Source organism: Duncaniella freteri (assembly GCF_004766125.1).
Classification (GTDB): Bacteria; Bacteroidota; Bacteroidia; order Bacteroidales; family Muribaculaceae; genus Duncaniella; species Duncaniella freteri.
The window spans coordinates 308,196-333,299 of sequence record NZ_SJSA01000002.1; the positions used below are offsets into that span (position 1 = coordinate 308,196).

General features: G+C 45.5%; 24 protein-coding genes and 1 tRNA gene. 5 read left to right on the forward strand and 20 right to left on the reverse strand.

The features are described 5' to 3' along the window. Positions 1-76: 76 nt before the first annotated feature. The 10 genes from EZ315_RS11295 to EZ315_RS11340 form a co-directional block, all read right to left on the reverse strand. The gene (locus tag EZ315_RS11295) at positions 77-1,444 is read right to left on the reverse strand and encodes an HU family DNA-binding protein (RefSeq protein WP_135472173.1); all 1,368 of its coding nucleotides are present in this window, start codon (positions 1,442-1,444) and stop codon (positions 77-79) included. After that, positions 1,441-1,716, reverse strand: coding sequence for an HU family DNA-binding protein (locus tag EZ315_RS11300; RefSeq protein WP_135472174.1), 276 nt, complete (start codon positions 1,714-1,716; stop codon positions 1,441-1,443). The genes EZ315_RS11295 and EZ315_RS11300 overlap by 4 nt, the downstream gene beginning before the upstream one ends. A 12-nt stretch (positions 1,717-1,728) precedes the next feature. Further along, the gene (proS, locus tag EZ315_RS11305; protein ID WP_135472175.1) at positions 1,729-3,210 is read right to left on the reverse strand and encodes a proline--tRNA ligase; all 1,482 of its coding nucleotides are present in this window, start codon (positions 3,208-3,210) and stop codon (positions 1,729-1,731) included. Positions 3,211-3,225: 15 nt separating this feature from the next. Then, positions 3,226-3,867, reverse strand: coding sequence for an OmpA family protein (locus EZ315_RS11310; RefSeq protein WP_135472176.1), 642 nt, complete (start codon positions 3,865-3,867; stop codon positions 3,226-3,228). Next, entirely contained in the window at positions 3,864-4,163 is a 300-nt protein-coding gene (locus EZ315_RS11315; protein WP_135472177.1) for a hypothetical protein, read from the reverse strand. The genes EZ315_RS11310 and EZ315_RS11315 overlap by 4 nt, the downstream gene beginning before the upstream one ends. A 21-nt stretch (positions 4,164-4,184) precedes the next feature. Beyond that, entirely contained in the window at positions 4,185-4,718 is a 534-nt protein-coding gene (rimM, locus tag EZ315_RS11320) for a ribosome maturation factor RimM (protein ID WP_135472178.1), read from the reverse strand. Beyond that, on the reverse strand, positions 4,718-5,308 hold the full coding sequence (locus tag EZ315_RS11325; protein WP_242452589.1) for a DUF4290 domain-containing protein: 591 nt from the start codon (positions 5,306-5,308) through the stop codon (positions 4,718-4,720). Before EZ315_RS11325 ends, rimM begins: the two co-directional genes overlap by 1 nt. A gap of 17 nt (positions 5,309-5,325) precedes the next feature. Further along, positions 5,326-6,072, reverse strand: a complete 747-nt coding sequence (fabG, locus tag EZ315_RS11330) for a 3-oxoacyl-[acyl-carrier-protein] reductase (RefSeq protein ID WP_135472179.1) — start codon at positions 6,070-6,072, stop codon at positions 5,326-5,328. A 39-nt stretch (positions 6,073-6,111) separates the two neighbouring features. Continuing rightward, complete coding sequence (locus EZ315_RS11335; RefSeq protein WP_135472180.1) at positions 6,112-6,717, reverse strand: TetR/AcrR family transcriptional regulator; 606 nt, start codon at positions 6,715-6,717, stop codon at positions 6,112-6,114. A 148-nt stretch (positions 6,718-6,865) separates the two neighbouring features. Next, positions 6,866-7,354: a 3'-5' exonuclease gene (locus tag EZ315_RS11340; RefSeq protein WP_135472181.1), complete on the reverse strand. Its 489-nt coding sequence runs from the start codon at positions 7,352-7,354 to the stop codon at positions 6,866-6,868. Between the two features lie 237 nt (positions 7,355-7,591). On the opposite strand from EZ315_RS11340, the gene EZ315_RS11345 reads away from it, so the two are divergent. From EZ315_RS11345 to EZ315_RS11360, 4 genes are all read left to right on the forward strand, one after another. Continuing rightward, complete coding sequence (locus EZ315_RS11345; protein ID WP_135472182.1) at positions 7,592-8,314, forward strand: PaeR7I family type II restriction endonuclease; 723 nt, start codon at positions 7,592-7,594, stop codon at positions 8,312-8,314. A gap of 1 nt (position 8,315) precedes the next feature. Continuing rightward, positions 8,316-9,839 carry an Eco57I restriction-modification methylase domain-containing protein gene (locus tag EZ315_RS11350; protein WP_262709759.1) on the forward strand — a complete coding sequence of 508 codons (1,524 nt, stop codon included), beginning with the start codon at positions 8,316-8,318 and terminating at the stop codon, positions 9,837-9,839. A 110-nt stretch (positions 9,840-9,949) separates the two neighbouring features. After that, on the forward strand, positions 9,950-10,396 hold the full coding sequence (locus EZ315_RS11355) for a hypothetical protein (RefSeq protein WP_135472184.1): 447 nt from the start codon (positions 9,950-9,952) through the stop codon (positions 10,394-10,396). A gap of 32 nt (positions 10,397-10,428) precedes the next feature. Beyond that, positions 10,429-15,408: a DUF4132 domain-containing protein gene (locus EZ315_RS11360; RefSeq protein WP_135472185.1), complete on the forward strand. Its 4,980-nt coding sequence runs from the start codon at positions 10,429-10,431 to the stop codon at positions 15,406-15,408. Between the two features lie 163 nt (positions 15,409-15,571). On the opposite strand, the gene EZ315_RS11365 is transcribed toward EZ315_RS11360, so the two are convergent. From EZ315_RS11365 to rsmG, 10 genes are all read right to left on the reverse strand, one after another. Beyond that, positions 15,572-16,144, reverse strand: coding sequence for a hypothetical protein (locus EZ315_RS11365; RefSeq protein ID WP_135472186.1), 573 nt, complete (start codon positions 16,142-16,144; stop codon positions 15,572-15,574). Between the two features lie 21 nt (positions 16,145-16,165). Then, positions 16,166-16,246 (reverse strand) — tRNA-Leu (locus tag EZ315_RS11370). 228 nt (positions 16,247-16,474) lie between these two features. After that, the gene (locus EZ315_RS11375) at positions 16,475-17,380 is read right to left on the reverse strand and encodes a dihydroorotate dehydrogenase (protein WP_135472187.1); all 906 of its coding nucleotides are present in this window, start codon (positions 17,378-17,380) and stop codon (positions 16,475-16,477) included. A 5-nt stretch (positions 17,381-17,385) separates the two neighbouring features. After that, positions 17,386-18,102: a dihydroorotate dehydrogenase electron transfer subunit gene (locus EZ315_RS11380; protein ID WP_135472821.1), complete on the reverse strand. Its 717-nt coding sequence runs from the start codon at positions 18,100-18,102 to the stop codon at positions 17,386-17,388. 71 nt (positions 18,103-18,173) lie between these two features. Further along, on the reverse strand, positions 18,174-19,073 hold the full coding sequence (locus EZ315_RS11385; RefSeq protein WP_135472188.1) for a helix-turn-helix domain-containing protein: 900 nt from the start codon (positions 19,071-19,073) through the stop codon (positions 18,174-18,176). A 69-nt stretch (positions 19,074-19,142) separates the two neighbouring features. Continuing rightward, complete coding sequence (locus EZ315_RS11390; protein WP_135472189.1) at positions 19,143-19,970, reverse strand: tetratricopeptide repeat protein; 828 nt, start codon at positions 19,968-19,970, stop codon at positions 19,143-19,145. After that, complete coding sequence (locus tag EZ315_RS11395; RefSeq protein ID WP_135472190.1) at positions 19,967-20,815, reverse strand: helix-turn-helix domain-containing protein; 849 nt, start codon at positions 20,813-20,815, stop codon at positions 19,967-19,969. Before EZ315_RS11395 ends, EZ315_RS11390 begins: the two co-directional genes overlap by 4 nt. Positions 20,816-20,849: 34 nt before the next feature. After that, positions 20,850-22,760, reverse strand: a complete 1,911-nt coding sequence (locus EZ315_RS11400) for a biotin/lipoyl-containing protein (RefSeq protein ID WP_135472191.1) — start codon at positions 22,758-22,760, stop codon at positions 20,850-20,852. A 71-nt stretch (positions 22,761-22,831) separates the two neighbouring features. Then, the gene (locus EZ315_RS11405) at positions 22,832-23,473 is read right to left on the reverse strand and encodes an MBL fold metallo-hydrolase (protein WP_135472192.1); all 642 of its coding nucleotides are present in this window, start codon (positions 23,471-23,473) and stop codon (positions 22,832-22,834) included. After that, positions 23,470-24,090 (reverse strand): 16S rRNA (guanine(527)-N(7))-methyltransferase RsmG, encoded by a 621-nt coding sequence (rsmG, locus tag EZ315_RS11410; RefSeq protein WP_135472193.1) that lies wholly within the window; start codon positions 24,088-24,090, stop codon positions 23,470-23,472. Before rsmG ends, EZ315_RS11405 begins: the two co-directional genes overlap by 4 nt. Positions 24,091-24,223: 133 nt before the next feature. Between rsmG and EZ315_RS11415 the strand changes: the two genes are divergently transcribed. Continuing rightward, positions 24,224-25,057: a CvfB family protein gene (locus EZ315_RS11415; protein ID WP_135472194.1), complete on the forward strand. Its 834-nt coding sequence runs from the start codon at positions 24,224-24,226 to the stop codon at positions 25,055-25,057. Positions 25,058-25,104: the final 47 nt, after the last annotated feature.

A 25,104-nucleotide genomic window follows, 5' to 3' on the forward strand; every position in this document is an offset into this window, starting at 1 on the left:
ACTGGTGCTGAAGATGGCATTTTTAATTAAAATAGCTTAATGAATCTTTGCCATATGTGATAAAGTGTAAATCCTCCTATCGCGGATATTTTGTCAGAATCTTGCTTGCCTTGGCATTTGCGGCATTGACACTGGCAGAGCTGGATGCATTGATGCCGTATTTTTCAGCAGCCGGGATCACAAGCTCAAGTCCTGGACTCACACGGTTGGGATTTGTGATTTTTGACTTGTTCTCTTCGTAGATATATACCCAGAAACATTTGTTGCCATAGTGTTTCTTTGCCATATCATGTAGAAGATATCCGGAACGAACTTTATCTTTAACAATCTTATTTTGTGGTTGAGGAGCCGGTCCCTTTTTTTGTTCTACATCTTCTTTTTGAGGTGCAGGTTCGCTTATGGTTTCATTTGCCTGCGGATTTGCTTCTGCTATAATCTGAGCCTGCTCGGGGCTTACTATCGGAGCAGCAGCGATGGTATCGCTCAGGACTGCTTCCGCTTCGGCGATCAATGCCTGGACCTCTTCTTCGGATGCGATATCGTCAGCGGCAACTTCCTCGACATTTTCAGACGGTGTATTTGTGGGAACCAGATAGTCGATTGCCAAATACACTCCGCAGGCACCGATGGCGAGTCCTACGAGTATGCCAACCAGGAATCCCCATCCGAAACTTCCTCCTGATTTTCCACGTGCAGGTTCGATATACTCTTCAGGCTCTTCCTCCGGGAAGGGAGTGATAACCTGAGTGGGATATGTCGGTTTTTCTGTTGCGCCTACAGTTATTGTGGTTTCAGGTTTTGTCACAGTGACAGCTTCCGATTTGGTTGCTACAGCCGTTTCCGTTGTTGCTGCTGCGACCTCATTTGTATCTTCAGCCACAACATTAGGAGCTATTTCTGATTCAATTTCGTGTTTCGGTTCTGGTTCATCAGTGGTTTCGGGTACTAATGGTTCATCCGTTATAGTTTCCGCTTCTGCTTCGATAGTGGTTTCAGTCTCTTCCTCAGGTTTGCTTGACGGGCCCTCTACAGGATTGTCAATCTCAGTTGCTTCCACCATTGTTTCTTCAAGTGGTTCGGTGGTGCTTTCAACCTGTGGCTCAGACTCGGATTGGGAAATTGCACCCATGGTTCCGTCCTCCATGATTTCAGCAAGAGTTTCTTCCGATATGTTGTCACATATCTCTTCCGGCTCAAAAAGAGCGAAAGGTGCGTTTATGGTTTCGGCAATTGATTCGTCAGGCGTAAAGATGATAGGGTCATCTTTGTCATCTGAAAGTTCAAAAGCTCCTATACCTTTGATTCTGAGTGATTCCCCCTCACTGAGAGCCTGCGTGGTGAGATCAAAGAAACTTTTGATGAATTCTTCAGCCTCCTCCGACGAAATGTTGCAGTTGGCAGCTAATAGGGATGCCAGTTCGTGGAATGGTATTTTACGGTTCATCGTGAGAGTTTTTTACGCAGTACGACACTTGGCTGGAAGTGCATCTTTATGCTCGGGGGGACTATGGTGCGACGACCTGACTCAGTGTCGGTGATCACATTTTCATCATTCTTTATGGTTATGAATGTGCCGAATCCAGGCACAGCAACCGAATCGAGCCCTGTTCCGATCTCAGCCATGAGTTTGCCCAATGCGTCAATGAGCGTCGCGGTCTCCTCAGGATCACGATTGATCGTTTTGGCTAAACGTGAGTTAAATGCCTTGTTATCCATGTCGGAATGTCGTTAGTAATTACGTGCGAATATTACACGCTGAGCCGAGGGCTTTCCGGTAACCATACATACTCCCGGGGTCTTGTCGCCCTCGAATGGTATGCAACGGATGGTTGCCTTTGTTTCCTCCTTGATCTTCTCTTCGGTCTCGGTGGTTCCGTCCCAATGGGCAAGTATGAAGCCGCCCTTTTCGATCTCTTCCTTGAACTCTTCGTAGGTGTCGACAGTGCGTGTGAGTGAGGCGCGATGGTCGAGTGCTTTTTTGAATATGTTGTTCTGTATATCTTCAAGGAGATCTTTGCAGTATTGCGCAATTCCTTCAAGAGATGTCTCGTGCTTTTCGAGTGTGTCGCGACGCATTACTTCTACAGTGCCGTTCTCGATGTCGCGGGCACCTATGGCGAGTCGTACGGGCACACCCTTAAGTTCGTAGTCGGCAAATTTGAAGCCTGGGCGTTTGTTGTCGGCATCATCAAACTTGACGCTTACACCCATGGCGCGAAGTTCTTTGACAATTGGGGCTACTGCATCAGCGATTACCGACTTCTGGTCATCATTCTTATAGATGGGCACTATCACTACCTGTATCGGGGCGAGGTGAGGAGGGAGCACGAGACCGTTGTCATCGGAATGGGTCATGATGAGTGCGCCCATGAGTCGGGTCGATACACCCCATGATGTTGCCCATACATATTCAGGCTGATTGTTTTTGTTGACGTATGTGACATCAAACGCTTTGGCGAAGTTCTGACCAAGGAAGTGTGATGTTCCTGCCTGAAGGGCTTTTCCGTCCTGCATCATAGCTTCGATACAAAGTGTCTCGATAGCTCCGGCAAAACGCTCGTTCGCGCTCTTGACACCCTTGATTACAGGCACAGCCATGTATTTTTCAGCAAATTCTGCATAGATATCAAGCATTCTGCGGGCTTCTTCCCATGCTTCCTGTTCGGTAGCATGGGCTGTGTGTCCTTCTTGCCAAAGGAATTCTGCCGTGCGGAGGAACATGCGTGTACGCATCTCCCAGCGCATCACGTTTGCCCACTGGTTGATGAGTATAGGCAGGTCGCGATAGGAGTGTATCCAGTTGCGGTATGTGTTCCAGATGATGGTTTCAGATGTCGGACGTATGATGAGTTCTTCTTCAAGACGTGCAGCAGGATCGACAACTACACCGCTTCCGTCCTCGGCATTTTTGAGACGGTAGTGAGTCACGACGGCACACTCTTTGGCGAAACCTTCCACATGGTCGGCTTCCCTGGATAGGAATGACTTGGGGATCAGTAGTGGGAAATATGCATTCTGATGACCGGTCTCCTTGAACATGCGGTCAAGTTCCTGCTGCATTTTCTCCCATATGGCATAGCCATATGGCTTTATTACCATGCAACCTCTCACTGCTGACTGCTCAGCGAGGTCAGCTTTTACCACGAGGTCATTATACCACTGCGAGTAGTTCTCGCTACGCTTGGTGAGGTCTTTAAGTTCTTTAGCCATTGCTCTATGATGTTCTTATTTTAATTGCTTTTTATGTGCGAGTGTAATCATTTTTGGACCGGGGATGAGAAAGAACTCAACACGTCGGTTGGCAGCGCGTCCGGCACGTGAATCATTTGGCTTGATGGGATCTGTGTCACCCATCTCGTAGGGAATGACGATAAGATCCTCGCTCACTTGTCCGAGGAGCCAGTCGTAGACCGAATTGTTGCGCTCGTGGGAGAGATACATATTGTATTGTGACGACCCGGTGTTGTCAGTGTGCACGGCATATACCAGCTTGAACATCTCGGGGTCACGTAGTATGGATATTATCGGACCGAATTTTGCAGGGGCTGCCGGAGAGAGCAATGTGTCGTTGGGATGGAACAGCTCATCGGTGGGGAGTGTTACTACCACTACTTCATCATCACGCATTATGTCGACGATGTAACCTTTGTTTGCAAGCTGCTGGCCTATATTTTTCATATATCGGCTTATGGCCTGATGCTCGCTTGATGCTACAGCGGGAGTTATGATATTCTGCTCAAGATCCATATCCATGAATGCTGACTCCTCATATCCTTTGTAGGGGTCAGTGTATTTGTCCTTAGGTCCGGCAGTCGTGGACTGGATCACGAGGATTGCGAGCGTGAGTAGTGAAAGTAGTCTTTTCATATGAGGGATTGTTCGTACTGGAGTTCAGCAGCGACGATTGGTTCTATCTCGTCGGGGTGAATGGGGGAGAGTTTGTCTTTGGCGATCATTTTTCGCACATGTGCTACAAGGGCATCGACATTCACGTCGTCATCGTCAGCTTCGGCATCTATGTCGAGTAGCCCCTGATCCTCGTACCAGTCCCATATTATGTCGATGATGTTGAGTAGTTCGTCATCATTGCATCGGGATGATGCTTCTGGTGGGAGTGCCTGACGCATCGCTTTTACAGCCTCTTTTTCATCAAATTCTTTCATGATGGGTGGAGCTTTATTGGGTTAGTTGTTCAGATCTACTATTCCTTGCGGAAGAGTGGTATGGAGCGTGTGTGTGTCCTGGTCGATTTCATTTATGAAGTCATCAGCCACAGGGATGTATACCTCTTTTTCGTCGGGAGTTGTTACTATAAAAAGCAGGTTGTCGGTGGAATCGTTGTAGTCGGTTATTTCGCCTATTGTTCCGAGTTCGGAATCGGTTACTGTATATCCCACCATATCAGAGGCATAAAACCCCTCCTCGCCATCAGGGTCATCGACAGGAAGATCACTGTTAAGCAGGTAGAACGCCCGCCCTGTGAGTGTGCGGGCTTTCTCTTCCGAGTCGATGCCATCGATGGTGAGAAGGCAGGTTTCAGCCGTCTTTGGACGCACTGACACTATGAAAAACGGTACGAAAATACCCTCGATCTCTATTACTATGCATTTCACATCCGAGAGGTCTGTGTCATAGTCGAGAGTGGCGGATATTTCTCCTTTTATGCCGTGAGGTTTATTGAACACTCCGGCTTCGGTTATATCAGTGCGCAGTATCATCAGCGTTTCTTCTTTTTCTTGCCAGTTGCAGGTGGTGCTACGATTTTGAATTCATGCAGGCGCATGTTCTCCGGGTCGATCCGGAGCATGCCATGGGAATACTCGGCGAGGTCCTTGAAGATCTTTGTGTCATCTATGCTGTCTTTGTTGACGGCGAGAAGCAGTTTCTTCATATGGTTTGCCACGAGCATCACGAGCTCGTCCCTTTCGCGTCCTTCAGGCATCTCGATAGCTTTTGCTATGATAAGCTCTATATCCTTGCCGTAATGACGGTAACGTATGTGGCGGCGTGGATAAGGCACCTTGTCGGGCTGTGACGAGTATTTGTCAGGTGCGGACACTTCGACTGGATAATCTATGTCGAGCTTATATCCGCTCATGTATGCCAGATGATCCCAAAGTATCTGCTTCCAATCCTCCTGTTCTTTCACCTTGGGTTGCACGCGCGACATGGTACTGATGATCGAGTAGGCGCAACGTGTGCGCTCTTCACGATCCTCTATGGTCAGACAGTGGTCGACCATACGTTGCACGGCACGACCATATTCGGGCAAGGCGAGACGCGGACGATGGGTGTTGTAAGTCAGCATTCAGTAACAGGTGTGGATTACATATTCATGCCGCCGTCCACTTCGATCACCTGTCCTGACACGTAGCTTGACATGTCGGAAGCAAGGAAAGTTGCGACATTGGCGATATCCTCAACCTGGCCTGCACGACGCAGGGGGATCTTCTGTGCCCATTCCTTGCGAACTTCGTCGGAGAGAGCCGCAGTCATGGCTGTCTCAATGAAGCCTGGGGCGATGGCATTGGCGCGGATGCCGCGTGAGCCCACCTCCTGGGCGATGCTCTTGGCAAGGGCGATAAGACCTGCCTTGGATGCAGCATAGTTTGCCTGACCAGCGTTGCCGTGTACGCCTACGACAGAAGCCATGTTGATGATAGATCCTTGACGCTGACGCATCATTATGGGCACGATGGCGTGGATGTAGTTGAACGCGCTCTTGAGGTTCACATCGATCACAGCGTCCCATTGAGCCTCGCTCATCTTAAGCATAAGGCCGTCCTTGGTGATTCCTGCGTTGTTTACAAGCACGTCGATGTGTCCGAAATCTTCTTTCACTTTAGCAACGACTTCCTCGGTCTGAGCGAAGTCAGCAGCATTGGATGCATAACCCTTAGCACGTACACCGAGAGCCTCGATCTCCTTTACGGTGTTTGCCATGTTTTCATCGTCGAATAGGTCGGTGAAAGCTATATCTGCGCCCTCTGAGGCAAATTTAAGTGCGATGCCTTTTCCGATACCGCGTGAGGCACCGGTGATGAGTGCGACTTTTCCTTCAAGTAATTTCATATCAAGAATAGTTTTAAGTATTGTGTTAATTAGAATTGATTAATCGTGCCGGATTACGAGGGTCTTGGTGATGAATTCTATCGTGTCCTCCCGGAAAGAGGCAGGGTCAGTGCCTATGTCCTTGTAGTCTCCACGCAGGTGGCAGTAATCCACTCCTTGGAACAGCATCTGATGTATAGCCGGAATAATGGAGCCTTGATGCGGGTCGAACACACCGCGTTCGATGCCTTTGTCGATCATTGCTTTGTACAGACCTCGCTCTTTCTCGACAGCAAGACGGCGGATTCTTTCAAGCCTTTTATAGTCAAGGGTCAAGTAAGATATGAGCTGGCTTGTAGCTGACGCCTTGATTGTCTCGTCTACAACATCGAACCGGGCACGTATATATGCCCGCAGCATCTCCACAGGTTCAAGGTCGGAGTATACTATGTCACGAAACCTTTTGACTATGGCATCTGCTTCGCGTTCTATAACGGCATCATATATCTCCTTTTTGTTTTTAAAGTAGGTGTATATGGTGCGTCTCCCCTTGTCAGAGGCTGTGGCGATGTCGTTCATGGTGGTACGCTCCACACCATTGCTGGCGAAGAGCTGGCGTGCCACGTCAAGAAGGCGTTCGCGTGTCTTTGTAGCGATTGCTGTCATCTATCATGAATAATTCAAGTTGCAAAGTTAAGAAAAATCTCTGGAAAAGCCGAAGAAAACGTCAGAAAAGTCTCCTGCGCGTTGTTGAATGGCTGTCTGATTCAGTCGGTTGCACATGTGTGAATACAGACAACCGGTTATTGTAGAGTTACAATATCTTTAGTGCGATTGCTGCACATGCTTCTGCGTCGGCAAGCGCATTATGATGGTTTTCCATTTCGTAGCCGCATTCGGCTGCCACAAGATGGAGCTGATGGCTTGGGAGCTTGAGTGTTCGGCGTGATGCGGCAAGTGTGCAATGAAATTCATAGCCAGGATATTCCATGCCGTATTCTTCAAATACAGCTTTAAGGCAGCTTTCATCAAATGGGCGGTTGTGAGCCACAAGTGGCAATCCTTTTATTTTATCTTCTATTTGCGCCCATACCTGAGGGAAGTCAGGTTGTCCGTCAGTGTCAAGGCGTGTAAGTCCATGGATTTCGGTGGTCCAATAAGTATAGTAGTTGGGGGCAGGCTGTATGAGGCTGTAAAATTCATCAACAATCTGTCCGTTACGAACTATAACAATGCCAACACTGCATACGCTTGAGCGTTGTCCGTTGGCTGTCTCAAAATCTATTGCTGCAAAGTCCAGCATTGTCAATAATAGTTTGTTTAGTGTTATAACGAATGTGCAAAAATACGATTTTTTCCGGTATTCATGTCCCGCTTTTGGAAAAAATACCCGATTGTTGGATTGGAATTGACAGTTGGACCTGCATTTATACAAGTAGGTATATCAGTGTTCAGAAACACTCTACATTCTATCATAATATCTTTCCGCATTTCATTTTTTGTAGTAACTTTGTAATATTATAAAATACATTGGGTAAATATGTCTTTTAAAATAGATAAATATGCTGATTTAATTCAAAATGCTATTGCGTATTTTTGGAATACAAGAAATAAGCAATTGAATGATCAAATTAATCGAGATGTCCAAGATGCTGGTAATCGTGGAGCGGTAACTGGTGGCAAACAAATGGATGGTTTTGTTGCACTTCTTACAAAAATTGCATTGGATTCAGGTATTCCTCAAGAGTGCATCTATACACGTAACAACCAACTGCCTGGATATTTCAGACCAACGAAGGATTGGGATTTTTTAATTATTTCTCCTACAAAGAAACTTATAGCCGTTATTGAGTTCAAATCACAAGTCGGGTCGTTCGGAAATAATTTTAACAATAGGACAGAAGAAGCATTGGGTTCTGCTGTCGATCTTTGGACTGCATTTCGAGAGAATGTGTTTCCGAATCAGAACGCACCGTGGGTTGGTTACTTAATGACCGTTGAACGTTGTGCAAAGTCGATGTCAGTAGTTAGGGTTGCCGAACCTCACTTTGGGGTGTTGGACGAATTCAAAAACACATCATATCTTGACCGATACTCTATTCTGTGCCGAAAATTAATTTTGGAACGATATTACACGTCTACTGCTTTACTTTGGACATCGGACTCCGATGCATATGGAGATGTTGCAGAGGATATTTCAATAAATACATTTTTGTCTGCGTTCTCTGGTTATTTGCAGGGAGTCGCTAACGAATTTGAATAACATGTATGGAAATAGGTTGAATGGTAAAAAACACGGAGATGTGTTTACATCACCGAACATAACAAAGTATATGTTAGATTTGTCTGAATATACTTCAGACCGTGATTTATCCTCTATTACCGTTATTGAGCCTTCTTGTGGAGAAGGAGAGTTCGTTCTGGAGATTATTTATCGATTATCTCAATCTGCCAAAAAATACAAATTCAATTTAAATGAAGCGATAAAGCGTTGTTTAGTTTGTTTTGATATTGATGAAGCAAAGATTGAAAAATGTATACATAAAATTCATAAGTTCGACCCAACAATAGAATTAGACACATGTACATTCAGGCTCGAAGATTTCTTACTGGCAGATGTGGAGAAAGCTGATTTAATAATAGGTAATCCTCCATATGTTCGTCAAGAGCAAATACCAAAGAGTAAAAAAGACATATATCGACAGCTATTTTTTACTTTTAGACATAGGGCTGATTTATATATTCCATTTTTTGAAAAGTCTTTGAGTCTTTTAAAACCAAGAGGAAAGCATTGTTTTATTTGTTCCAATAGATGGTTGAAAAATCAGTATGGTTACAACCTGAGAAATATGATTTCTTCAACTTTTGATCTTCGGGTAATTGTGAACTTGGAGAAGTTTAATCCTTTCCAAGAAGAAGTGATTGCATATCCAGCAATAAGCCTGATTACTAATAATCCGGCGGGGGATACTTTCAGGTATATTGATGTTGAGAATTTAGATTCTTTGTCATTCCCTCATGTATTTGATGGAGAAGAGCATAAGATGCCTCATAATGGAGACTGGTATGATACGTTTAATGTTATTTCGAATCATTTAAAGTTGACATCTATTGAAGAACTTGGTTTTAAAATAGGTATCGGTGTTGCTACAGGAGCTGATAAAATTTTTATTGGCAAACATTTGATTGATTCTGTAGAAGAAGACTTATTACTTCCGATCCTTATATCAAAAGATATTAAAAATAATAATCTAAAATGGAGTGGTAATTATCTATTCAATCCTTTTGATAAAGATGGTAACATCATAGACCTTTCGATGTATCCAAAAGCGCGTGCATATATGGAACTTCACAAAGAACGGTTGCAAAACAGGCATGTGTCCCGGAAAAATCCAACCTATTGGTATCGAACTATTGATAAGGTGTATAAACATCTTTTGTTTCAACCTAAAATATTATTACCAGATATCTCTGCCAATAATCAAATTTTGATTGATGCCGGTCATTTTTACCCTCATCATAATTTATATTATATCACAGGTGGTGATATTGATAATCTCAAGATATTGAGTGCTTTTTTGATGTCTGATTTCATCGTGTCTCAACTGTCACGATTATCCAACAATATGAATGGAGGGTATCCACGATGGCAAAGTCAGTACATCAAAAAACTGAAAGTGCCTAATATTTATGATATTAATGAATCGGATTCTAAAATGCTAATATCGTTTTATGATGCTAAAAATTTGCCTGGAATAAACTCTATTGTAAATAAAATTATAGCATAGGCACAGTAGATGGATCCGAATTTTATACTGAAACAGTAGCATGCCGGAGTGTGGCTATTGTTTCATGTCATGAATCTAAAATGTAACCATAAGCCAGAGTTGAATAATAGATGAAAATTTTTTTTGAACAGAAAAAGCCTGGACGAACAAGGCAGACAATTGAGCCTGTTGCTGTAGAGATTGACGGATGTCCGGCATCGGTAGGGGCTCTTATTGAAGCTACTGTGCGCGCTTGTGTAGCTGCTTTCAACAAGAGAGCTGCATCATCGCCTGAAGACCCTGACATTGATATTGATAATGCCGATAAGGTTCTTGATGAACAGAGCATAAGCGATCTTGCAGAGACAGGACGTGTGGCATTCGGAATCGTATATGACAATCGACAGGCTGATGCTGACCATGCTGTGGCCAACGCCTTGCAATGCTATGAGGACGGTATTTTCAGAATGTTTCTTAATGGGTGTCCGTTAGGGGACATATGCACTCCTGTTGAAGTAATGGAGGGTGATTGCCTGTCGGTAGTGCGTCTGACGTTGCTTGCGGGACGAATGTGGTGAAAAAATGATTAATCCTTAAATAAATATATCTCATGAAAATATCCTGGTACGGAATTGTCAACGATCTTTGCGGAGCTTATGTCGATAAGCTTGTCGAAGGATTGGATAAAGCTAAGGGGCTGACTTGTGAGGCACGTGAAATCATCAACTGTTATCTGCTTGAACTTAATTATGAATATCATGGTAATGCCAATTTTGAAGCCATGGTGGAAAAGTATGCTGAAGAGCATGGCATTTCAAATGTTGCAGAACTCTTTGATGGCAAGCTTAAGCCTGTAGCTGAGTATCTTATTGGCAGAGAATGGTCTGATTTACTTCAACGGTATATGAGGATAGAGTCGGAGTCGCCCTATACGATAGGATATGTCCGACGCTCTATACGTTGTCCTCGTACAGAAGTCCATGTGAGACGCAATCTAAAATCCGTGATAGATAGCTTTGTGATGCTGCGTGCTACAGGATTTTCCACAGCCCATATATTACGTTGCGGGCGTACATACGAAGAGTCACAGGAATTATCCGATAAGTTGAATATATTTCCTTGGCTTGCTTCAATGATTGATGCCGGCGATCGTGAATGCATCGACTACGTCAAGGATGCTATGACTTCGGAAAACAATTCCAATCGCCTGACTTTTGCGCATTTCAGAGCTATTGCCAAAAGTGGCAACATGGAGCTCCTTGAAACGGAAGGGAGATTGCTTCTTGCCGCTCGTTTGCAGGAGGGGCTTCGTCAGGCAATAATCGAGACTATGGATGAGGGCCGCACCGAAAGTTTCATATATATGCTCAGGGTGATCATGGATAACAATCTACAGCGATTCTCGGCTGTGAAGCGTGGTCTTGCCGTTTCCACTGGGCTCGGAGAAATAGAGGCTCCGGAGCGTATCACTGAGAAGTTTGTAGAGCGTGTATTCCGATATGTGACCGAGCCTGAGGAAGCCACTAAAGCGGTGATGAGCAACGATCCAATGGAAGTGTATCTCGGACTTTGGGCTATTGCTTTTTACAATGTTGAGAATATTGTTGAGCCTGTAAAATCACTTATAGCCTCAGCTCCGGCATATCGTGTAGAGGCGGCGATGCTTATGCTCCAGTGCATACAGTTTCCCTCAATGTCAAGGGAGCTTGTATCGTCAGCACTGCATGCTCGTTGGAGTGATCATGGCATAATTGCAGGAGCGATGCCATTGTATCTTAATGACCAGGAGTTTCATATCGGGTGGTATGGGAATCCGAAGGAGAACCCGGTGCCTCCGTTGGAGAAATTTTTCCAGTCCGTAGAAGATGCCAAACGTGATTTTGATATTTTTGTCGGACTAATTGAGTCGATGAAATCATCAAAAGAGACATTTGATCCCTATGTATTCCCATGGATGTGTGTAGAATTGTCACGAGGAGAAGTGGCAACCAAGATATGCAAGATCGCCCTATTGATCGATACGCCGGAATATATAGAGCGGGCTCTCGCATATATTGACACTATGGATGCGTATGACCGTGCTCGGTTTATGAAATATATGCTTATAAACCCAACTACACGCACTCAGATAGAGTTTGTTGTAAATGCCATGTCCGATCGTGGCTCTGAAGCGCGTATTGTGGCATGCGATATAGTGGCGACACTTAGCAAGGAGGGAAGACTTACGGCTGACGACTATCTTGCCATGGAGAGTCATTTGCGCCTCAAAGCCTCCGGGATGCGTATCGCTATCATTGGTATCCTTGGAGTGTTGCCCGATAATGAGGCAGTAGCATCGGTCCGTAGACTGCTTTCCGACAAGTCTGCCGAACGACGCCTTGCCGGACTTGATATCATAAAGAACTGGTGTGACAAAGGCGAACGTAAATTGCTTGTGGAGTCATTGCTCCAGGTAGTTGAGTCAATATCTCGTCCGTCATCAAAGGAAAGAATACTCATTGACAGTATCATTGCTTCTTCCGGCAGCAATGAAGAGAGTTACAATGAGGGGAATGGATTCGGATTGTATAATCCTGATGAAGAGCTATGTCTGGAGCTGGATAATGTCACTGGTGATTCAACAGTTGGGAAAGTGTTGGTTTTCGAGGATAAAGACCGAGCTGAGACTCTGATGCGAAAAATTATCAGTATTATCGAGGAGAATGCTGATTATGAATTTACGGACACCTACGGAGAGACAAAGCGGCTTGGAAATAGTGTCAGGATAAAGCCTTACGGCCGCAATCTTCAGGCTCTTGCCAAACCTGATATGTGGCGGGAATTTTACGAGCATGAAATAGGGAATCCGGTGGATATGCTTCGACTTCAGCTCTCTACGATAAATACCAATAGTTGTGATGAATTGTTTTTTCCTGCCCTGAAAAGGATTTTGGGCAGTGCGTTTCATCTTGATGCAATGAAGGATATATGTCAAAATCCATTTTATGGGCTTGCCTGTGAGGTGCGTCAGTGCCTGTATGATGAGTTCGGACATAGCGAATCCACGTGGAGGATCGCGGCGGATGTGATGTCGGAAATTGCGCTTCATGTTTCCGCTGATGAATTGGTCCATAAATATAAGTGCGGAAATTCATATTGGGAATATGAAAAACATTATGCTATCTATGATATATGGCCTGTCAGACCTTTGTATGAACAGCTCGAATATATATGGAATCAATGTCCCGATGACCTGTTTGTAAAATCATTCAAATCGCGATATGAAATATATCGTAAGATTGGATATAAAAAGGCGTTTAATCCATTGAAGCCGATGGAGTATGTCAAGCTATGGGGGCTCGGCTTAATGAGTGATAATGATTTCTGGCGTGAGATGATCGGACGGGAGGACTCGCCAAGTATGGTGGATGGGCTTACATGTCATCTGCCACTTGCTCCTAAGCGTTATGCTGCCGATAAGGAAAAGCCTCTGCTCTTACCGGAAGAGTGCACGCTCGTTAATACGGCAGTGGACCGCATCCTTGAAATAGAGCTTAAACGAGGTGACACCCCGACAGTGGTGTCGGAACTTGCCAAGGAAATAAATGTCATAACCGGTATTGACTATCTGATAAAGATACTCGTTGGGCTTGGCAAAGACAAACCGACTAACAATCTATATTCAATTGGAGACAGCAAACGAAGCATGTTCAGTAGGTTGTTGCGAGTATGTTGTCCGACGGAGGAGGACACACCCTTGCAATTGAAGAAAAAGGCAGAGGAGGCAGGCATCAGTGATGAGCGTCTTGTCGAGGCTGCTATGTTTTCGCCACGCTGGCTTGAAATGGTGGAGCAGGCTATCGGATGGAAGGGTCTTACAAGTGCGGCTTACTATTTTCTTGCTCATACAGGTGAGAATCTTGACAACAATGTGAAATCCCACATATCACGTTACACATCTGTGGCTCCGGAGGATTTCTCAGATGGTGCATTTGATACTGTTTGGTTCCATGAAATATACAGGCAGCTTGGCAAGAAGCGTTTCGAGATAGTGTATGATGCCGCCAAATATATTGCGGAAGGCAATCGTCATACCAGGGCACGTAAGTTGTCCGATGCGGTGCTTGGCATTCTGAAAGCAAAGGATGTGATGAAGGAAATCACAGATAAGCGGAACAAGGATCTTGTGGTGGCTTATGGTTTGATTCCTCTTGGACGCAACCGTATCAAGGATTTGAGGCAACGTTATGCATTCCTCAACAAGTTCCTGAAAGAGAGCAAACAGTTTGGGGCTCAGCGTCAGGCAAGTGAATCAAGGGCTGTGAAGCTCGCTCTTGACAATCTTGCACGTACAGCAGGATTCGGTGATTCCACACGACTAACATGGAGCATGGAGGCTGATCTTGTGAAGGAAGCGGCAGAATATCTTTCTCCACAGGTGGTTGACGGTGTCACAGCATATATCTCCATTGGAGAGGATATGCCTGAGATTGTGTTGGAGAGCAAGGGTAAACGCCTGCAGAGCATACCGTCACGCTTGAAAAAGGATAAATATATCGAACGTATGAGGGAGGTCCACAAGCAGCTTAAGGAGCAGCATGTGCGAGGCAGAAGTCTGCTTGAGAAAGCTATGGTGGAGTCTTCCTGGTTTACAGGTGAAGAGATTTCTCAATTGAGTGAGAATCCGGTGATATGGAAGTTGTTCTCTCGTCTGGTTTTGGTAAAGGATGGAGGAGTGTTCGGTTTCCCGGGTGATGACGGGCACTCTCTTGTGTCGGCTCATGGAGAGGTGGTGGAAATCTTAGGTGGAGATATTGTACGTATCGCACATCCTCATGACTTCTTTATGGCAGGCGTGTGGAGTGAATATCAGTCAGCCTTGTTTGACCGACAGTGGCGACAGCCGTTTAAGCAGGTGTTCCGAGAACTTTATGTGCCTACTGAAGAGGAAAAGGAAAAATCTGTGTCAATGCGCTATTCCGGAAATCAGATTATGCCTGCACGCGCAGTGGGTATACTGAAAAAGCGGCAGTGGACTGTTGATTATGAAAACGGTTTGCAGAAAGTCTGTTTCCATGGCGATGTTACTGCTGTGATGTATGCTCTGGCAGATTGGTTCTCTCCGTCCGATATTGAAGCTCCGACATTGGAGTATGTTGCTTTCTATGATCGCAGAAGTTTCAAGGATAAAAGGATTGCCGATGTGCTTCCGGTTGTGTTCTCAGAGATAATGCGCGATGTTGATCTTGCTGTGAGTGTAGCTCATGCCGGCGGAGTAGATCCTGAGGCAAGTCATTCTACCATTGAGATGCGTCGTGTGATAGTAGAGCATGCTATGCCTATGTTCGGAATTTCAAATGTCAAGGTTGCCGGCAACTTTGCAAAAGTCAGTGGGAAGCTTGGCAACTATAATATACATCTTGGTAGCGGCGTGATCCATAAGGAGGGTGGTGCGCATATAGCCGTGCTTCCGGTTCACTCTCAAAGTCGTGGAAGAATATTTCTTCCGTTTCTTGACGAGGACCCGAAGACAGCAGAAATCATATCGAAGATTCTGTTGTTTGCGGAGGACGATAAAATCAAGGACCCTTCAATACTAAGCCAGATATGAAAATGTAGTCATTAGAAACACTCTACCCACTGATGCAACTGAACATGCAACAGTGGGTAGAGTGTTTCTAATGAGATTATAAAAGGATTTGGGTTGTTGTATTTTGACAATTATATAGTGATACCGAATCCGATCATTGCTTCGTGGAATGTACCTGTGATGTTCAAATCAAGAGCCATAGTGTCGTATTGCCTTTATAGCCAACCTTGGCTCCAGCATCAAATTCAACTTTTGTTGTATGGGCATGAAAACTATTGTGGATGCCATTTGAATTGATAGTCCAGTCGCTTCCGTCGGTTTTTCCAAATTGAGTTCTGATAAAACCGATAAGCGGTGTTACATAAAACTTTTGTATTGGTATACGGTAGCCGATATGCGCAAGCAGTTCGCGAGTGTCGTTCCATTTTTTCACGCTTATATCTTTTGAATATTTACGAGGCTTGTATACGATGTCGGCATACACATTGTAGACAGTAATTCCAAATCCGAAACATCCATCAATGCTTGATGAAGATGTCACTTTGTAGTGGCTGTTAAGTTGTGGTGCATTTGCATGTGTGTGTATTATTCCGGCATTGAAATCGAGCCCTATTTGCTGCCACTTGCCTCTTGCTTCAGCATTGAAACAGTAATGAAAAGAAAGATGTGGACGATTGATTGTTTCATGGAAATAGGAGGTTTGCCTGTAATTTGCCTGTAGAAAATAAAAGAAGCGACTCAACTTGGTGATTAACACTTTGTTAAGTCGCTTTTGTAGTGCCCAAGACAGGACTCGAACCTGCACGCCTCTCAGCACTCGCACCTGAAACGAGCGCGTCTACCATTCCGCCACTTGGGCAAGTGTCGTATTGTCATTTTGACAGTGCAAAGGTAATGCTTTTTTTCTTAGATTGCAATTGTTTTTGTAAAAAAAATACGAAAACGAATGTTTGGGTTTGATTATGAGGATTATGATGGCGTGTCATTATGCACAATTATAAAGATTTACCCTTGTCACAGCTACCTGTGGCAAGGGTAATTTCTTCAAAAAGAGAGCTTTGATACAGCCCCATCGGTGTATTATTGACTATATTTCGCCGATTATTTCGTTTATATCGTTTATGCCGTGGCGAGAACAGTAGTCCTCCATGTAGTCAATGACTTTCATGGTCACGGCTGGGTCGATAAAGTTGGCTGTTCCTATTTCGACAGCAGTTGCACCTGCGAGCATGAACTCTATGGCATCACGTCCGTTCATGATGCCTCCGAGACCTATCACAGGGATTTTTACGGCTTTGGCAACTTGCCACACCATTCTTACTGCCACCGGTCGTACGGCAGGTCCGGAGAGGCCGCCTGTAATGGTGGAAAGGTGTGGGCGACGTCGTTCCACGTCGATCGACATTCCCATGATGGTGTTGATGAGTGATACTGAATCGGCTCCTTCTGCTTCCGCGGCTTTGGCTATATCGGCAATGGAGGTCACGTTAGGTGACAGTTTTACTATCAGGGTCTTGGGATATACTGAACGAATGGCTTTAGTGACCTCTGCAGCTCCTTTGGTGGTGGTGCCGAACGCCATACCGCCCTCCTTGACATTGGGGCATGAGATATTTACTTCTATAGCATTTACTTTGTCGAGCGATGAAAGCCTGCGTGCAGTCTCAACATAATCCTCCACCTTGGCTCCTGATACGTTGACTATAAGTTCGGAGTCATACTCCTTTATGCGGGGATATATATTATTGATGAAATAATCCACCCCTTTGTTTTGCAGTCCTACGGCATTTAGCATGCCAGATGGTGTTTCCACCATGCGCGGATATGGGTTCCCCTCCCTGTGTTCGAGAGTTGTGCCCTTGATGATGTATCCTCCGAGTCGGTTGAGGTCGATGAATGGAGTGAATTCCTCACCATAGCCAAATGTTCCTGATGCTGTGAGTACAGGGTTCTTGAGTGACAGAGAGCCTATATTTACTGATAGTTTTGCCATAACGGTTACCAATTGAGGAGGTTTATATTAAAGACAGGTCCTTCGGTGCATACGCATACATTGCCTTTCACAGTGTTTTCCACACAGCATAGGCAGGCTCCGAGTCCGCAAGCCATCATGTTTTCCAATGACACCTCACATTCGATGTTTCTTTCCTTGGCTATGTGTGCTACTGCTTTCATCATTGGTGCCGGACCGCAGCAGTATATGTTGTCGATGTTTTCGTTAAGAGCCGAGTGCTGTGTGACAAGTCCCTTTTCCCCCAGAGAGCCATCCTCGGTGGAGATATGTACGCGTCCCACTTCCTCGAATTGCTCCATTTCGAGTATGTCGGCTCCTGAACGAGCTCCGAGCAGAAACTCTACGCAATGTCCGGTCTCCTTTAGTTTTCTTCCAAGATAGAGCAAGGGGGCTACACCTACGCCTCCACCAATGAGCATGAGCCGTGAGGCCGGTTCTGCTGTAGTGGAGAAGCCGTTTCCGAGAGGGAGCAATATATTTACGGTGTCGTTCTCTTTCAGAGATAAGAGGGCGGCAGTGCCTGTGCCTGCTTTGCGGATCAGAAGATCAATAGTGTTTTTGTCGTAGTCGACATCATTGATCGAGATCGGTCTCCTCAGAAACACTCCCGGTGTCTCGGCAGCCACTTGTACAAATTGACCAGGAAGGATTTCAGGCAATTTTGAGCCATCGGCCGGAGCAAGTGTCAGACGCGAATACATGTCATTGTAGCGCGTCACGCTTATTATGATGAAGTCAGTTACTTGTTTCACGGTGTATTTGGATTTGATGATTAATTCATGTTGATAAATTCTTTAGGTGTCACACCTGCTTTGCGTTTGAAGAATCTGATGAAGTGTTGTGGATATTGAAAGCCTAATGAGTAGGCTACCTGGCTCACATTTTTATCACCGCTGAGCAGACGCATTTTGGCTTGATTAAGCACTTTCTCATGTATATAGTCCTGGGCTGTGACACCGGTCTCTCGTTTTACCAGGTCTCCGAAATAATTGGGAGAGAGGGCTACTTTGTCGGCAAAATATTTCACGCTGGGAATCCCATCTTCCGCTCCTTTGCCGTCCGACAGATAGCTGTCAAGAAGGTTTTCGAACTTTGCGATTATACCATAGTTCATTTCTTCTCTTACTATGAACTGACGGCTGTAGTAACGCATGCAATAGTCGAGAAGGAGCTCTATGTTGGATATGATAAGTCTTTTGGAGAATTTATCGGCGTGATGGTCAATTTCGGCGCGTATTCGTTCGATTGTATCGACTATGGTCTGACGTTCTTCAGCTGACAGGTGCAGTGCCTCGGAAGAGTCATAAGAAAAGTATGAGTATTTCTTGATACCTTGTGCGAGTGGTGTGCGGAAGAGGAAATCAGGGTGAAACAACACTCCTTTACCGCTTGGTGAAGCCACTCCTTCAGGTATATCGATATGTGTTACCTGGCCTGGGGCAAAGCTTACAATAGACATGTCGTCATAATCGTAGCGAGTCTTCCCATAGTTTATATCACAGCACTTTGTGTCCTTCAACATGATTGCATACAGTCCCCATTTGGAGGTGTAGGACTGGAGCTCGGAAATGCTTTCAAAGTCGACTACAGCTACAAGAGGATGCTTTACCGGTATATTGTGATGATCGCAATATGCCTTTATAGTGTCGAATTTGTATTGATTCCGTTCCATATTAATGAGAGAACAATGTGATGAGTGGTGAGGAGAGATGAGCCGTTAAGGATGGTGCTATCATGCCGGCTATTTGGTCATGAATTCCTGTGCGCGTGCCGGGTCGACCCCGAGTTGGATTGCCCGCTCTGCATCTTTTTTTGCATCCTCCGGACGGTAGTGCATTTTATTAAGAGCGGCACGGTAGAGATAGAGTTCTCCATCGTTCGGGTCAAGCTCCAAGGCTTGGGCTATATCTTCGGCTGCGGCCTGTAGATCGTCTGTCATAAGATAGCAGTAGGCTCGTGCTCCGAAGTATTCAGGCTCTTTTATTTTTCGCAGAATTTCGGTGTACAGAGGTATTGCTTCGTTGTATTCTCCCACAAGGCTGTGCATTGTCGCCTCACCGATGAGGGCCTCATCGGAAGCCGGATAGTGAGTTTTGAGATATTCGAAATCCTCTTTGGCTACGTCAAACATCCTATGCCTGAGTGCTATCAGCCCATGATGAAATCGAGCGGTGATATATGTGGAATCGAGCATCATTATGCGGCTATAGTCATTGAATGCTTCCTGCTCAAGTCCCATTGCCGCATAGACCTTAGCCCTGTTGGCAATTATGGTTACACTTGACGGAGCGATGTCAAGAGCCTGGTCAAATGCATCAATTGCGAGCGAATCAAGCCCGAGGTTGTAACGCACCAGGCCCAGGTTGCTGAGCAGGAGCACATTGCCCGGATTGTCAGGCTCCTCCTTTATTGCATCCTGTAGGATTTTTGCTGCTTCGCTCCATTTGCCGTCGTTACATGCTTTATCAGCCTTGTCGACCAGTTCCATATATGGAGTGTCGGCATAGGAGTAGACGGCGCAAGAAATAAATATGTATACGATGATGAGGAGATGGCGGTTTAGCTTCATGCTTCGGAGAGTTTTGCTCGGTAGTCACGTGGCGACATACCGGTGAGATGCTTGAAGTATTTGCCAAAGAACGACTGGTTGGCAAAGTTGAGCTTCGTGCTGATTTCTTGAATGTTAAGCCCGGTGGAACGGAGCAGAAGTTTTGCTTCGAGGATTACACGCAGGTCAATCCATTCTCCGGCAGTCTTTTCACTGATCTCCTTCAGGACGGCTGACAGATGTTTGGGCGTTACAAACAGTTTGTCGGCATAAAATGTCACTGAGCGTTCGGTCATGAAATTATCCTCAAGTATCTGTATGAACTTTATGAGCAGGTCCTCTTTGCGGGATTTGTGGACTGAGGTCTTAAGTCGAGATGCATATATGCCAAGCGTATTGAAAAACAGCACTTCGCACATCGCGCCCAACGCCATGTTATGATATGGTCGAGGGGTTGATGACAGCTGCTTGCTCAGCATATTGTAGATGAGCTTGAGCGATTCAAGTTCCTCGTCAGTGATATTTATTATCGGATTGTCGTAGAAGAAGAGGCTGTAGGGCACTACATATCTCAGGGACGGAAGTAGCTGATTGATCTTCTCCTGTGTGGCTGTAATGAAAAATCCTGAGAAATTTTCGTCAGTGACACAATCGGTGATCATATGCCCGGGGCGTAGCACAAGGATGTCGTTCGGACCTACAGTCCTCGACTCCATGTCAATGTAAGCGGAGATATGACCGGATATGCACACTACGAGAAGCATCCGTTCGAGACGCGTAGGAAACGTGATATATGGTATTTCAGCCAAAGACTGGAATACCGATATATCACGTTGATGGTATTTTAATGGGGTTGTAAGCTCCATTAAGGGTTCTGTTTAGTTCAACTTGCTCAGGGGGTTAATCCTGAAATTCTATTAATGGGGAGTCGGTGTTGACTACGTCACCCTCAGATACGAGGACACGTTTGATTACGGCATCGTTGCTTGCTTCAACATCGTTCTCCATTTTCATTGCCTCATACACGAGGAGTAGTTCACCTTTCTTGACAGTCTGACCGTCTTTTACATTGACTGATATGATACGTCCACCCATTGGGGCAACAAGTGTTGGACCGGTGATCGGTTCGCTTTCCTCTTTTGGAGCAACCTCTGCAACTGTCTCGACAACCTCTTCGGCTTTCTGAGCATTATATTCCTCTGAACGACGTTTGCGCAGGAATCCGTTGGCTACCGACGGCAGGAGCTCAAGAAGCAGCATCTCTTCATTGTTGGATGCAAGAGGCATTCCTCCCATATCACTGAGGGTGGGGTTCTCAGGCTTCTTGTAGGATGATACATCGTAGGCTTTTTCTATAGGTGAGCCTGTGATTTTTTCGCGGAAAGCTGGGTCGACAGGAACAGGAGTTTTGCCGTATTCGCCCTTTACAAGTGAGATGAACTGGTTGTTGGTAGTGGTGTAGTCAGGCTTGCCGTTCTTACGGTCAAGAGCAACAAGTACAGCCTGGCTGCCGACAATCTGGCTTGTAGGTGTCACAAGTGGTATCAGACCTGCGTCACGGCGCACCATCGGGATCAGTCTCATGGCATCTTCGAGAAGGTCCTCGCTCTTGAGCTGTTTGAGCTGTGCTACCATATTGGAGTACATGCCTCCGGGCACTTCCGCTGTCTTGACAAGTTCGTTGGGTTTGGGGAAATGGAAATATGCCTCGATCTTATGGCATGTCTCAAGCAGGCCTTCTTCATCACCGGCAAATGCAAAACTGATAGCTGTGTCGAACAGGGCTGCGATTTCGGCAGGGAGAGTATCGTTGAGAGGATCGAAATCGATCGGCATTTTATCGCGGTTGAGGTCGAAATCGGCAAGAGCCTTACGTGCGTTGAAGAGCTCTTTGCGTATGCGTCCAACAGCTTCCATATTCACTTCAACCTCTACGCCGAGACGCTGACAGAATATGTATATAAGTTCAATGGCTGGGGCTGCAGAGCCTCCTCCAAACCACCAAATGTTGGTGTCAAGGATGTCGACTCCGTTGATGATTGCCATGAGAGCTGATGCCAGACCGTAGCCGGGAGTGCAATGTGTGTGGAAATCAACAGGGACTTTCACGTTGGCTTTAAGAGCCGATATGATGGATGCCGCACGTGATGGATTCACAAGCCCGGCCATATCCTTAAGGGTTATGATCTTGGCACCGAGAGCTTCCATAGCCTTGGCTTTCTCTACGAAATAATTGTCGGTAAAGATTTTCTCAGGCTCTGCCGGTTTGCTGCCAAACATTGACTTCAGTTTGCCCATGAATCCGCTTGGCTCCTCTTTGACTTCCTGTTTTGGGTCTACGGTATAGCACACGGCACCATCGGCAATTCCGCCAAGAGAGTTGATAAGTCTGATGGATTCCTTTACATTATCGATGTCATTGAGCGCATCAAATATTCTCATCACATTGAGACCGTTGTCGATAGCTTCCTTGTAGAAGCCCTCAAGAACGGAATTGGGGTAGGGAACGTAGCCAAAAAGGTTGCGTCCGCGTGACAGGGCAGAAAGGAGTGACTTTGGATGTCCGCTTTTGGAGTCCATTGCCTTTGAGACAATGCGCAGACGGTCCCATGGGGATTCGTCAAGATAGCGCATCACCGAGTCGGGTACTGCACCGCCCCATACTTCCATGATGTAGAAATTTGCATCCTCGTAGTAGGGGAGCAGTTTGTCGATTGTGGCTTGGTTCATACGGGTAGCGAATAGCGATTGCTGACCGTCACGAAGGGTCAAGTCACGGATTTTCAGAATTGGACGTGTAATTTTTGCCATATTCAACGAGGTGTGATGTTTGAAACGTATCGCAAAGATAAGTGGAATTTTTGTATTAATGAAATTTTTCTTTAATTGATGTACGGATTAGATGAAATTTCTTTTCCGACTGTTGTCTCCGGACCATGCCCCGGGAGTATCACTGTGTCGTGGGGCAGTGTGAGGATGCGTTGTTGTATGGAGTCTATCAGTTGCCCATAGTCGCCGCGAGGCAGATCGGTGCGTCCTATTGATCCTTTGAACAGGGCATCACCTGTGATTACGAATCCAGATTCCGGACAATATAGCGCGATGCTGCCTGGAGAGTGTCCGGGCACACAAAGGATGTCGATAGGTTCCTTGCCAAGATAGAGGCGGTCGTTGTCCTTTAATAATATGTCCGGACCATGATCCGTGACATGTACCGGGATATGGAATCGTCGGGTCTGTTCGGATAGGGTAAGCCCGAGAAATTCGTCAGCCTGATGTGCCGCAATGTCAATACCATATTTATCCTTTATATATAGATTGCCGAATATGTGGTCAAGGTGCATATGTGTATTGATGAGATGCCTTATTGAGAGGTGCTCTCGTTCAATGAATGAGTCGACTGCGTTTAATTCGGCTATGTCAGTCATGCCAGGATCTATAATGGCGGCTTCATGACTGTCCGGCTCCCATATAACATATGTGTTTACACCGAAAGGATTGACTATAAAACGGCTTACTTTCATAGCTCTACATATATTAGATCCTTTTCTGCGAAATACTCGTGAGGAAAATAATCGCTCAGCGGGACATCTATGAGCGGGTGCTTCTCACGTCCGAGTTCGGCTCGCAGGTCACCACCTTTCAGGCAGATTAGACCATTGGGGAGCTTGTTGGCCGACTTGGGGGATATATTGCGTTGTATGAGTTTTACGAGTTCATCGAGTTGCATCACGGCTCGTGATATCACGAAGTCAAATTTATTATGGCATTCGCCGCTGTCGCCATGTTGAAATGAGACATTTGTGAGCCCAACTTCTTCTGCGATAGACTGTGCCACTTTGATTTTTTTTCCGATACGGTCGATCAGGTGAAATGAGCAATCAGGCCACAATATCGCCAATGGTATGCCCGGGAACCCGCCTCCTGTCCCGAGGTCCAGGAATTTAGTGCCGGCAACAGGGGTTATGAATTTACCGATTGAGAGTGAATGCAGTATATGATGGGTGTAAAGATTGTCAATGTCTTTTCGTGATATGACGTTGATTTTTTGGTTCCATTCGGGATAAAGTGTCCCTAACTGGGTCAGTTGCTCGATCTGTTTTGGAGTGAGATCAGGGAAGTATTTTAGTATTTCGTCCATATGTCTATTTGGAATTTCAGTGAGGCGGAAGCCAGATTGTATATCGGTCCGATCTCAAATAATGATGATTACTACTGCAAAAGTAGCCTTTATATGTGAAAAATTGACTAATTTTGCTCAAAACTTTTATACGATGGTAAAAATAGGAAAGTATAACAGGCTTAGAATCGTTAAGAATGTCGATTTCGGAGCTTATCTTGATGGTGGGGACGGAGTGGAAATTCTGTTGCCTGCCAGATATATCGAGACACCTTTGCATAAGGATGACGAGATCGAAGTATTCATATATAGAGATAATGAAGGGAGACTTATCGCGACTACTGAGCATCCTTATGCCCAGGTGGGTGAGTTTGCTTTCCTGCGAGTCAATGACGTGAACCGTATGGGGGCGTTTCTTGACTGGGGACTTATGAAGCAATTGCTGGTCCCGTTCAGCGAACAGCGTATGAAATTGTCAAAGGGGATGGTGGTTCCGGTATATGTGTACCTTGATGATGCGTCACAGAGAATAGTGGCGTCTGCCAAGATAGAACAGTTCCTGGGCAACAAGGTGCCTAAATATTTTCTTGGAGAAAAAGTTACGGCACTCGTGTATAAACATGCTGAAATTGGCTATAAGGCAATCGTTGACAATCTGTTTCACGGAATGTTGTATGACAATGAGCTTTATGGTCAGTTGAAGGTTGGCGACACCGTGACTGCTTATGTGAAGCGAGTAAGAGAGGATGGCAAGATTGACCTTTTGCTGCATGGAGGAAAGGATGGCCGTATCGATTCGTTGGTTGATGGTATCAGGGAAAAGTTACTCCAATCGTCCGACAAGTTCATTCCTGTCAGTGACAGTTCAAGCCCGGATGTGATCAGGGATATGTTCAACTGCTCAAAAAAGGATTTCAAAAAAGCCATTGGCAATCTGTACCGCGACAGGATCATAGAGATTACACCTGACGGAATAAAGCTTGTGTGATTATTGTCTGATGAGGACATATGGCAAGCGGGTCCGACTTATAAAGT